The organism is Pleomorphomonas sp. JP5 (genome assembly GCF_023721815.1).
Lineage (GTDB): Bacteria > Pseudomonadota > Alphaproteobacteria > Rhizobiales > Pleomorphomonadaceae > Pleomorphomonas.
The window spans coordinates 15,741-27,093 of sequence record NZ_JAMDLI010000021.1 but is presented as its reverse complement, the minus strand read 5'-3'; the positions used below and the strand labels follow the sequence as shown (position 1 = coordinate 27,093).

Sequence of the window (11,353 nt, the reverse complement as noted above, 5' to 3'; positions counted from 1 at the left end):
TTTACTGCTATGCGTTTTTTGCAGGGCACCTTCCTCGCCCAAGGATCTCCGGTTTCCCTTTGCTTCTCATCAACACTCTGGTCTCAAAGAAGAAATCCTGAAACGCCCGGTCTCCTCGGGCTATCCTTGCCAGTCTGCTTGGCCGAGGGCTGATCGTCCTCGCTGCACGGGCGAGAACAGTATTCGTCGGCAGATTAATCGGTTTATCTATGAGATGTTGATCGGGCTCGTTTCGTTGCGCGGCGTTGCGGTTCAAACTTCACCGCAGAAAGCAAGTTTAAGCCGAGGAAAAGAGAATTTCCAGCCTCCTTTCGGCGCGGCGTATTCCGTGCCTCGCGGGAGCAGCTGGATTCTACTCGCAATGAGCATTGTTGTACTGCCGCGTTTGCCAGCGCATGGGGACTGAAATCACTGTGATTGTCATGTCCCCCTCCGTGAGATTCGTTAAGCCTAAGGTCGAATACGAATTGAGAGGCATCTGCACGAAGACATATACAGTTGAGAGTGAGTTGCAGTGTCGATGCTGCCGGTCGGGATCATCCGGCCGGGCGCTCCACTGGGCGGAGTGCGCAAGATGGGACTTTCGATCGAAACCATGAAGCCGGGCGACAGCGCCCGCGTCACGGGCCTAGTTGCCGGTGATCGTGGTTACCGACAGCGCCTGCTCGCCATGGGGTTGACCCCTGGCGCCGTGCTGGAAGTCCGACGCAAGGCGCCGCTTGGCGACCCGATCGAAATCTCCGTTCGCAACTTCACGCTGACCCTTCGCAAGTCCGAAGCGGCCATCCTCGAACTGGAGGCCGTATGATGATCGCGGAAAAATCCCTCGTCGTCGCCGTCGTGGGCAACCCCAATTGCGGCAAGTCCACCCTGTTCAACGCCTTGACCGGTGCAACGCAGAAGGTCGGCAACTGGCCCGGCGTCACCGTCGAGAAGCGCGTTGGGCGCTTCGCCTACGAAGGCCAGTCGGTGGATGTGGTCGATCTGCCGGGCGTTTACCTGATCGGCAGTGCCGACGCCGGTTCGCAGGATGAGCGGGTGGCGCGCGATTTCGTGATGTCCGGCGAGGCCGATCTCGTTCTCAACATCGTCGATGCGTCCAATCTCGAGCGGAATCTCTACCTCACCACACAGCTGATCGAACTCGGCGTGCCGATGCTCGTCGTCCTCAACATGATGGACATGGCGAAGGCGGACGGCGTGGAGATCGACATCGACGAGTTGTCGAAACGGCTCGGATGTCCTGTCATCCCGACGATTGCGACACGTGGGCTCGGTCGTCACGAGCACGCCCACCATCACGGTCATCACCACGGCCATCATGGTCGCCGTCGCGCCATCAAGGCGGCGATCATCGATGCGACCCGCGCTGGAGCAAGGCCGATTGCCCGGCCCGAGCAGGACCCGGCCGTCGTCGCGGCCATCTCCACCCTGGCGCCCCTCGTCGCAGATGCCGCGCGCGCGGCAAAGGCCGATCCGGATTGGGTGGCGCTCAAGCTGATCGAAGGCGATACTCTCGCCGAAACCATTGCCGGCCCGAGTTTGGCCGCCGACGTCGCCAAGGCCCGCGCCGCCATCGAAGCGGCGACCGGCGAGGATGCCGACATCGTCATCGCCGACGGCCGTTATCGCTTCATCGGCGAACTGATGGCCGGCGTCTTCCGGCGCACGCAGCGGCTATCCGCGTCGCTGTCGCAGATGATCGACCGCGTCGTTCTCAATCGCGTCCTGGGCGTCCCGATCTTCCTGCTCGCCATGTATCTGATGTTCCTGTTCACCATCTCGGTGGGCGGAGCCTTCATCGACTTCTTCGATCAGGCATTTGGCGCCGTTTTCGTCGATGGTCTCGGCGAGTTGCTGGCCGCCCTCGGAACTCCGCCGATCGTCGAGGCGGCTCTGGTCGGCTTCGGCTCGGGCATCCAGACCGTATCGACATTCGTGCCGATCATCGCCTGCCTGTTCCTGTTCCTGTCCTTCCTCGAGGACTCCGGCTACATGGCCCGCGCGGCCTTCGTCATGGATCGCGCCATGCGGGCGATCGGCCTGCCGGGCAAATCCTTCGTCCCGCTGATCGTCGGGTTCGGCTGCAACGTGCCGGCCATCATGGCGACGCGTACCCTCGAAAGCCGTCGTGACCGCATCATGACGTCGCTGATGGCGCCCTTCATGTCCTGCGGCGCTCGCCTTCCGGTGTTCGCGCTGTTCGCCGCCGCCTTCTTCCCGGTGAGCGGCCAAAACATCGTGTTCGGTCTCTATATCGTCGGTCTCGCCTTTGCCGTGCTCACCGGCCTCGTTCTGAAATCGACGCTGCTTGACGGTGAGCCGACCCGCTTCGTCATGGAGCTGCCGCCTTATCACATTCCCACCATCCGGTCGGTCGTCGCCCAGGCCTGGCAGCGTCTGCGCGAGTTCATCCTGCGCGCCGGTCAGGTCATCGTGCCGATCGTCATGGTGCTGTCTTTCCTGTCTGCGATCGGCACCGATGGCAGCGTGGACCGGGACAACACGCGTGGCAGCGTGCTGGCAGTCGTCAGCCAGGAGCTGGTGCCGGTGTTCGAGCCGATGGGCGTGACGCGGGACAACTGGCCTGCCGCCGTTGGCCTGTTCACGGGTATCTTCGCCAAGGAGGCGGTGATCGGCACGCTGAATGCTCTCTACGAGCAAGTCGGCACGGATGGCAGTGCTAACTCCGTGGTCGAAGGCGCTACTACCGTTGAGGAAGAGCCCGGCCTCGGCGGCAAGCTTCTCGGCGCGCTCGCGACCATCCCCGAGAACCTGGGCGCGCTTGGCGGTAGCATCGTGGATCCGCTCGGGATTAACGTCGGCTACGTGGACGACAGCGCGGCCGCTGCTCAGGAGCTCGAGGTCGACGGTTCGGTGTTCGGCGCCATGCAGTCGCACTTCGGCGGAACCGCCGCGGCTTTCTCCTACATGCTGCTGATCCTGCTCTACACGCCGTGTGTCGCCGCCCTCGGCGCCATGCGTCACGAGATCGGCGGCAAGTGGACGGCCTTCGCGACCATCTGGACGACTGCCATCGGCTATCTCGCCGCCGTGTCATTCTATCAGGCGGCGACGTTTGCCGACCATCCGGCCAGCTCTACCCGCTGGTTGCTGGCGACCGCCATCATCTTCGCAGCGGGCATCGCTGCCATGTGGATGGCGGGTCGGGCGCGGGGGCGTTCGCTCGCCGCCCAGCCGGCGGAGTGACGCCCATGATGACGCCCTCCACCGTTCGTGACTATCTGAAGGAGCGGGGCAACGCGTCCCTCACCGACGTCGCGGTGCACTTCGATGCAGGCGAGGACGCCGTCCGCGCCGTGCTGGATCTCTGGGTTGCCAAGGGCAAGGTGCGCCCTCTGGCCGCTGGTGCCACTTGCTCGAGGGCAGGCTCCTGCGGCTGCTCCTGCAAGGCCGAAGAAATCTTCGAGTGGATCGGGGACATCAAGCTGGCCAGCTGAAAAGCCTGCCAAACAAAAAAACCCGGTTTCGCCTCGCGGAACCGGGGTTTTTTGTATCATGATGATAGGTCGTCAGATCGCAGCCTTGATCCAGGCGGCGAGGTCGCTCTTCGGCGCCGCGCCGACCTTCATGGCGGCAGGCTCGCCATCCTTGAAGATGATCAGCGTCGGGATCGAGCGGACACCGTACTTCATTGCCGTATTGCCGTTCTCATCGACGTTGAGCTTGGCAATGGTGATCTTGCCGTCGAGCTCGCCGGCGATCTCTTCGAGTGCCGGAGCGATCATGCGGCAGGGGCCGCACCACTCGGCCCAGAAATCGACGAGAACGGGCGTCGACGAGGCAAGCACGTCGGTTGGGAACGACTGATCGGTGACTTTCTTGGTCGACATGGCGGACCTCGCGAGATGGACGACGCGGCGCCGACTCATCGTCGGGCCGCGCCTGTTGTCGGAAAGCTAAGGAGCGGACCCCGCAGCGTCAAGCAGGGCTGAAGCAGGGGGAGCGATGCCCCGTTGAGCCTCCTGAAAGAAGATCTCCGTCAAAACAATGCTTTGAGCCGACTCGTCAACGAATTCTTGCTTCAGGGGCGGTCGTCGATTTCGTATTCGTGATCAATGGACTCCGCACCGCCGTCCACGCTTTCGAGATATGTTGCGAGCACAGCGTCCAGAGTCGTTGTCGCAACCTCGTCGAACCGCGCGGTCGCAGTCCAGAGAATCGCCGCACGCACCAATCGATCGGGCCAGAGGCGCATGAGTACCGCGCGATAGAGGGCGAGCTGCAGCACATATTTCTCGGGAACGGTGCGCGGAGGACGCGCCGCCGTCTTGTAGTCGACGATCGTCACGGTGTCCGGCTCGACCAGCAGTCGATCGACGCTGCCGCTTACGGAGATCGATCGGCCTCCCGGCGTTGCGATGCTGCCGGCGATCACCGCTTCGGCGCGCGCGTCAGGGGAAAACAGCCGCGCGAGATCCGGTCGGGCCATCAGAGCAACGGTGCTCTCGACCAACGTGTTGCGGTCGCTGTCGGATAGGTCTGGAAAGAGGCGGGTGAGGTAGCTGTCGGCCGCGCCGGCGCGGCCGGGTGGCTCTATGTCGGGCAAAAGCTCGAAGAGGCGATGCAGCAAGGTTCCCCGGGCCGCAGCGGCCGGATCGAAGGTGTCCCCCGGCGCGCCATTCTGGCTTGCCCTGGCGGCGCGTGATGGAGCGATCTCGGTTGCCGCCGGAGCACCATCCGTAACCTTGCGGGTCAGCCAGTCTGGCAACGGCATGGGCGCGTCGGCGCTCGCTCTGGCCGGCTGAGGTGGCGCAGGGGAAGCTTCGTCAGGCGCATGCCAGCGCCAGGCGATGACGGTGCCATCACTGTCCTTCACCGTCTCGGCTTCGGTTCGGAGCGCCGCCTCGACAAGGCCGTGCCAACGACGGTCGGCGCCTTCCTCGGCGCCCTTGATGCCGGCGACGATCAGTCGGTCCCGGGCGCGTGTCAGTCCGACATAGAGCAGCCGTTTGTATTCCTCTTCCTGGGCGGTGATGAAGGCCGTCGCCGCCGTCTCCACGGGCATCGGGCGGAAGGCGCCTGCCTGCCGCCAGACGATCGGCGGGTTGGGACCATCGCTTACCGCAAGAATGTCGGGCAGGTTCTTCTCGCTGGCTGGCTTGTCGCCGGGATCGATCAGGAACACGATCGGCGCCTCCAGTCCCTTCGAGCCGTGCACTGTCATGACGCGAACTTCGTCACGTTCGGCGTCGAGCTCGCGGCGGATCAACTCCCCTCCCTTGGCGAGCCGGTCGACAAAGCCGTTGAGCCCGGCCGTCTCCTCGCCTTCGTAGGCCAGCGCGAGCGTCAGCAGCTCGTCGATAACCTCATCGGCCTCGCGGCCGAAGCGGGCACGATAGGCAGCCCGACCGCCATCTGGTCCGACCAGCCGTGACAGGAACACGAAAGGTTCGCTCCGATCAGCCCGGCTCATCCAGAGCGCGACGATGGCGCGCAGCCGTTCCGCGTCGGCATCCCCGTCGGCCGCCTGTCGCCGGACAGCGTCCCAGAGACGACCGGGTCGCCCGTGGGCGAGACGGAACAGCGCCTCTTCCGAAAGACCAATGAGCGGCGACTTGGCGACGGTGGCGAGCGTCAGGTCGTCCTCGGGCAGGAGCGCGACGCGAACGGCGGCCAGCAGATCCTGAGTTACGATGTGTCCGACCACGTCGAGCCGGTCGGCGCCGGCCACCGCCACGCCCCGCTGCTTTAGGGCCCGGTTGACCGCCTCGACGAAAGCGCCGCGCTTGCGGACGAGCACCAGGATGTCGCCGGGCCGGATCGGCGCGCCAGTGGCGGCGATGCGAACGCCCGAGCGCAGCCATCCAGCCACCTCCTCGGCGACGCGGGCGGCGAGGCGCACGGCCGGGCTCGCGGCGGCGGTTGCGTCGACCGGGTCTTCCCAGTTTCCGGGTGGAGGCGTCGGCAGTTTCTCGACGGCCGGCCAAAGCTCGACAAGCCCTGGCTCGTGGCCGCGTACCGTCTCGTGGACGGTCGGGCCGGGATCGGTGGAAAGGCCGGCATGCGCCGCCGGATTCCGGAACACGGCATCGACTGCGCCGACTACGGCTGCCGTCGACCGGAAGGACAGGGTCAGGCGGAGATCGTGGACCGGCAGCCCGGCGTCGGCAAGGCGTCGCCCCAGCGTCTTGCGCGTCAGACCGAACAGATGAGGCGCCGCGCCCTGAAAGGAGTAGATCGACTGCTTCTCGTCGCCGACCGCGAAGACGGTGCGTCGGCGGTCCGATCTGGCTCCTTCGCCGGCTGAGAATTCGCCGGTAAGCGCCTCGACGATCTGCCACTGGCGCGGCGAGGTGTCCTGCGCCTCGTCGACAAGCACGTGGTCGAGGCCCTCATCGAGCTTGTATTGCACCCATTCTGTCGCGTCCGAATGCGACAGGAGAGCGGCGGCCCGCTCGATCAGGTCGTCGAAGTCGAGGAGACCGAGCCGCGCCTTCTTGGCTTCCATGAGACCGATCATACGGTCGGCAAGGCGAAGGAGAGCGGCGCTGCGCGTTCCCCACAGCGTCGCCGACAGCGCTCGTTCCAGGCCGATGAGTCGTTCTGCTTCCTCTTCGAAACGCTCGCTCGCCTCCGGCAGCGCGTCGAGGACGTCCTTGGTGAACGGGCGTTTGCGCGGCTCGTTCTTGGCTGTCAGGAACAGCGCGCGCCAAAGCGGACGGCGCGCTTCGGCGTCGGCGGCTGCCAGCGCCGTACGGAACCCCTCGCCGAGCGTCTTCATGGACTTCGACTTCGACACGTCCAGAATATCGATGAGCCGACTTAGAAACTGATCCGAGAACGCGGGCGACGTTGCCATTTCCCCGACAAGCGTCTCGCGGGTTGCCCCGGCCGGCGCACCAAGTGCCTGCGGCAATGCGGCCAGCGCGTCATCGACCGACGCCGTGCCATCGAAGAAGGCGGAGAGCTCGTCGCGAGCCGCGACGACGGCGGACAGAGCGCGATCGAGCGCTTCGTCGCCGGCGATCGCCACCAGCTCGGACAGCGCGCGTCCCTCGGGACTGTCGGGATGGGTTGTGCAGGTGGTAAGAAGCTCGGTTCGCGCCTCGGCGTAGAGGTCGGCGGCACGGGCGTCGTCGAGTACGCGGAAACGACCATCGAGCCCCGCTTCCAGCGGGAAGCGCTGCAACAAGGCCTCGGCGAACGCATGGATGGTCTGGATCTTCAGGCCGCCCGGCGTTTCGATGGCCCGTGCGAACAGCCGCCGTGCGGGCGCCAGACGCTCCGGCTGCACCGGCTTTCCCTCAAGCTCGGACAGAACGCCGATCAGGTCGTCGTCGGCAAGACCAGCCCAGCGGCCGAGCTCGTCGAAGATGCGACCGGACATTTCGGCCGCTGCCGCCTTGGTGAAGGTGAGACAGAGGATGCGACCGGGATCGACGCCGTCGAGCAGCAGGCGGATCACCCGTCGCGTCAGCACCCACGTCTTTCCGGACCCCGCGTTGGCCGACACGAAGGCGGAGGCCTTGGGATCGGTGGCGAGAAGCTGCGTTTGACGGGTTGCGGTCGGGATTTTCATTCCTCGCCTCCGTCGTCCTCGATGCTCCACTCGCTGACCCGGGCAAGATGGTCGTAGTCGCCGCGATCGGTCTTGCGGAAGGGGCGCGCACGCGACAGATAGCCCCGCTTGGGATCGGCATAGGCGCGAACGAGGCCGCGCAGCCGAGCCTCCGACTCGGTTATCGTCTCCTCCAGCGTCACCGGATCGCCGCCGCGCGGGGCGTGACCAGTGTAGCTTTCGATCTCGTCGCGACCTTCGAGGCCACGCAGGACGACATGCACGAGTTCGGCCGCTTCGCGCGGGCTCGCCAGGCGTGCGAAGCCGCCATGGCGGGCGATGACCGCCTCAAGCGGCAACTGTGGCGTCAGCTGCGCTGCGATCTGTGCCGCCGTCGGTGCCCGTCCCGTCTTGAAGTCGATGATGGTGACGCGACCGTCTTCTTCGATGTCGACCCGGTCGGCTCGACCGGTCAGCGCGAAGTCGTCGGTGACCTTGATGCTGCCTTCGATCTCCGGATGGCGGGCGAGTGGCCCGCGCCTGGCTTCGAACTCCAGCACGATGAAACGGGCCAACGCCTGAAAGCGCGGCCACCAGAGCGCGTGGACGTCCGGATGGGCGGCCAGCGTCTCGGAGAAGCGTCCCCGGCCGAACTCGATCAGCGCTGCGACGGCTGCCTCATCCCAGGGCGCGGTCCAGGTCGCCGCGAAGTTGGCGAGAATATCGTGGATGAGGGTACCACGAGTGCCGAAGTCGGGCGTTTCGCCGAAGCTGTCGAGCGGCCTGAGCTTAAGGATGCGCTTGGCGTAGATGGCATAAGGGTCGCGGATCAGTGTTTCGATGTCGGTGACCGGCAGCATGCGCGGCCTTGCCACAACTGGCGGAGCAGGGCTGGGGCGGGCGGCGCGGGGCAGGTTTGGCCGGTCGTCGAGCCGTCGAGCCCAGTCGATGAAGCGATTGCCGCGCGCCTCCATGGCCTTCGTCCGTGCCGGACCGATAAGGCTGGTGAGACGCTGGAGGAAGCGGGTGGCAACCGTCGGCGCGCCACCGCGCCGTGCCGAGCGGATCAGCACCGTGTCCACGGTGCCGAGCGCTGAGGAAAAGTCGTGCGCGGACAGGCCGATACGTACTTCAGGCGGACTGAGGCCGAGACCGGCGCGCATCGGTCGCGACAGCCAGGCTCCCGTATCGGTCACGGGCGGGAAGACGCCCTCGTCGAGACCGACCAGCACGAGGCGATCGGTGGGTAGAAGGCGTGCTTCGATTGGCCCGGTGGCCAGGACACGGGCATTCCGGGTTGGCGTCAGTACGAGGATATTGCCGATCAGGGCCCTCAGGACGGGGGCGAAGTCTGTGTGGGTGAGCACCTGCGCGGCATCATCGGGAGCCCGGAGGTGCTCGTCGAGAATCGACAGAAGCTGCCGTTCCGCCCGGCCCGGTTCGTCGTGGTCATCCTCGGTACGGCGGGTGACATGACCAAGCGTTTCGCGCAGGGCGCCGATAAAGTCGACGAGAGTTGGTGCCGACAGGGTTGCTGCGGCGACAAGTGGTGCCATGGCTTCGCCGAAGACATCCGCAAGGGCGACGGCGTCCGACAAGATGGTACTCTCACCCCTCGCATCGGCCTGCTCGGCCAACGCCCGCACGGCATTCGATATCGCGGAAACACCACCCGAAAGGCGGGGACCACGCAGCACCTTGCGGGCAATCAGGCGACCAGCCGGGCGGATTCGCGATGCGGCCCAGCCGAAGCGCGCAGCCGGATGACCAAGGATCGCCGCCACCTTCACCGGTGGGAAGTCCTCGACGGCGGCCTCCACCAGGAGCAGGGCAAGCTGCCCGTATGGCGTTTGCGGAAGCGGTTGGCCGGCGGTGTCCTCCACCTCGATGCCGAAGCGCTCGAGCTCGGCGACGACGCGGCGGATGATGGTGCGGTCGGGTGTGACGAGGATCGAACGCGCATCCGGGTTTTCGAGACACTGGCGAAGGGCGATGGCCGCCGCGAGCGCCTCTTCGGCCTCGTTGGCGGCAACGGCGAGGGAAATCCCGGCCAGTGCGGCATCGGTACCCTCGGGGTCGGCATCGAGGACGGCGGCATGCTGCGGCCAGAGATCGGTAACGGCGGCCGGTACAAGGGCCCGCCGGACAATGTCGGTGCGGGCGGTCATCTCCGCCACCGGCTCACCCAGCAGACCGATGTTCTCCCGTTCGACGCCGAGCCGCTCGACGAGCTTGTTCATGGTGTGCTCGGGATGGGCACAATCGAAGACGCTGGCGGCGATCGTCTCGGCCGGCGCGGCGACGTCGAGGCCCGGCAACACCACCGCGCCTTCGGAAAGCGCCAGCACGGCGGACATCAGGTCGGCCGTGCTCGGTACCGAACCGGTGGAGCCGGCGATGATCACCGGGCCGGACGGAGGCCGTCGTTGCCAGCGGGCAATGGTCGCCTCGACCATGGCGCGGTGAAAGGGGCCGGCGCCGATACGGCCGCGCTCGGCGATGGCGGCCGGCAACGCCTCGATGGCGATCCTGAGAAAATTCAGCGACAGCTGCCACCAGGCCGCATAATCGTCCGGAACCAGCGCATCGAGCTTGCTCCAGTCGACGCCTTCGAGCTCGGCTTGGTCAAGAAGTGCGAGAAGGTCGGCGGAAAGGTTGAGCGCTTCGGCTGGCGAGCCCGGTACGGCCACCGGCTGACCGGCTGGTGTCAGCAACTGGTCGCTCGCCACGCGTTCACGCCAGTGGGCGACGAGGCGCGCAAGCATAAGCCGGCGCTCGGTCGCGGCGATGACCGGCGGCAGATCGAGTGCTTCCGGTGCCAGGAGGTCGTCTTCCGCCTCCAGAACGTCGGATATGGAGAGGATGCGCGGCAAGATCACCGCGCCGGTTCCGAAGGCGTCCCGGAATGCCTGCTTGAGTGCCGCGCCGGCCCGGCGGGTCGGCAGGTAGATGCTGACGTCGGCAAGGTCGAGCGGACTGTGCCGATAGTCGCGGCCAGCGATCAGACGGCCATCGAGGAGCGCTTCGGCCAGCGTGGCGAGGAAGGGCGCTCCTGGGTGAATGGTGAAGACGCGCCCAGCCATTGCCTACTCCGCAGATGTCAGGATGGTCCGCTCCGCCTGTCTGATCGCTTCGGGCGTGCCGACGTGCAGCCAGGTGCCTTCAAGCCGAACGCCATGCAGGCGTCCCTGTCCGATCAACTCGTCGAAAACGCGATTGAGCGAGAAGGGCTCAAGCGGGCGATCGACGAATATTTCCGGCTTGAGAACGGCGACGCCGGCGTAGACGAACGGGGCAACCGTTCGTTCGCGCCGGCGGGTCAGGCGTCCGTCACCGGCCATGTCGAAGTCTCCGACGCCGTGATAGCCAACCGAGCCGACGATGGGGGCGAGCAGCAGCAGCCCATCCATGCGATCGCCATCCCAGGCGCGGGCCAGCAGCGGCAGGTTGGCGGATACGCCCTCGATCCAGATGGAGTCGGAGTTGAGATGATAGAAAGGCTCGGAGCCGAGGTGCGGCAACGCCTTGACGACGCCACCGCCGGTGTCGAGCAGCAGGTTGCGTTCGTCGGAGACGACGACGGAAAGGTCGCTCCGCTTGCCGACGTGTACCTCGATGAGATCGGCGAGATAGTGAACGTTGACCACCGCGGTCTCGACGTGGGCCTCGACCAGGCGGTCGAACACCCGATCGATCAGGCTGCGGCCAAGCACTTCCACCAGCGGCTTCGGCGTGGTCGCCGTGATCGGACGCATCCGCTTGCCACGTCCCGCAGCGAGCACCATGGCCCGGCGAGGGCGGAAGGCGGAGGATAAAGCAGCATCGGTCATC

7 protein-coding genes are annotated in these 11,353 nt (G+C 65.9%); 3 read left to right on the top strand and 4 right to left on the bottom strand.

The genetic code is table 11. The annotated features are described in order from the left end of the window. Positions 1–574 precede the first annotated feature (574 nt). From M4J40_RS18040 to M4J40_RS18030, 3 genes are read left to right on the top strand one after another with little or no spacing between them, the layout of a single operon-like run. On the top strand, positions 575–808 hold the full coding sequence (locus M4J40_RS18040) for a FeoA family protein (RefSeq protein ID WP_251729277.1): 234 nt from the start codon (positions 575–577) through the stop codon (positions 806–808). Continuing rightward, the gene (gene feoB / locus M4J40_RS18035) at positions 805–3,210 is read left to right on the top strand and encodes a Fe(2+) transporter permease subunit FeoB (RefSeq protein WP_251755810.1); all 2,406 of its coding nucleotides are present in this window, start codon (positions 805–807) and stop codon (positions 3,208–3,210) included. Before M4J40_RS18040 ends, feoB begins: the two co-directional genes overlap by 4 nt. 5 nt (positions 3,211–3,215) lie before the next feature. Beyond that, positions 3,216–3,461 (top strand): FeoC-like transcriptional regulator, encoded by a 246-nt coding sequence (locus M4J40_RS18030; protein WP_251755809.1) that lies wholly within the window; start codon positions 3,216–3,218, stop codon positions 3,459–3,461. Between the two features lie 72 nt (positions 3,462–3,533). Here M4J40_RS18030 and trxA read toward each other — a convergent pair whose 3' ends face one another. From trxA to M4J40_RS18010, 4 genes are all read right to left on the bottom strand, one after another. After that, on the bottom strand, positions 3,534–3,854 hold the full coding sequence (trxA, locus tag M4J40_RS18025; protein WP_251755808.1) for a thioredoxin TrxA: 321 nt from the start codon (positions 3,852–3,854) through the stop codon (positions 3,534–3,536). Positions 3,855–4,045: 191 nt separating this feature from the next. Beyond that, complete coding sequence (gene addA / locus M4J40_RS18020; protein ID WP_251755807.1) at positions 4,046–7,543, bottom strand: double-strand break repair helicase AddA; 3,498 nt, start codon at positions 7,541–7,543, stop codon at positions 4,046–4,048. Next, positions 7,540–10,605 (bottom strand): double-strand break repair protein AddB, encoded by a 3,066-nt coding sequence (addB, locus tag M4J40_RS18015; RefSeq protein WP_251755806.1) that lies wholly within the window; start codon positions 10,603–10,605, stop codon positions 7,540–7,542. The genes addA and addB overlap by 4 nt, the downstream gene beginning before the upstream one ends. A 3-nt stretch (positions 10,606–10,608) precedes the next feature. Continuing rightward, positions 10,609–11,352, bottom strand: coding sequence for a nucleotidyltransferase family protein (locus tag M4J40_RS18010; protein ID WP_251755805.1), 744 nt, complete (start codon positions 11,350–11,352; stop codon positions 10,609–10,611). Position 11,353: the final 1 nt, after the last annotated feature.

Excerpts from the sequence above, each read along its gene's own strand:
- M4J40_RS18040 (WP_251729277.1), top strand. The coding sequence starts at position 575 with ATGGGACTTTCGATCGAAACCATGAAGCCGGGCGACAGCGCCCGCGTC.
- feoB (WP_251755810.1), top strand. The coding sequence starts at position 805 with ATGATGATCGCGGAAAAATCCCTCGTCGTCGCCGTCGTGGGCAACCCC.
- M4J40_RS18030 (WP_251755809.1), top strand. The coding sequence starts at position 3,216 with ATGATGACGCCCTCCACCGTTCGTGACTATCTGAAGGAGCGGGGCAAC.
- trxA (WP_251755808.1), bottom strand. The coding sequence starts at position 3,854 with ATGTCGACCAAGAAAGTCACCGATCAGTCGTTCCCAACCGACGTGCTT.
- addA (WP_251755807.1), bottom strand. The coding sequence starts at position 7,543 with ATGAAAATCCCGACCGCAACCCGTCAAACGCAGCTTCTCGCCACCGAT.
- addB (WP_251755806.1), bottom strand. The coding sequence starts at position 10,605 with ATGGCTGGGCGCGTCTTCACCATTCACCCAGGAGCGCCCTTCCTCGCC.
- M4J40_RS18010 (WP_251755805.1), bottom strand. The coding sequence starts at position 11,352 with ATGACCGATGCTGCTTTATCCTCCGCCTTCCGCCCTCGCCGGGCCATG.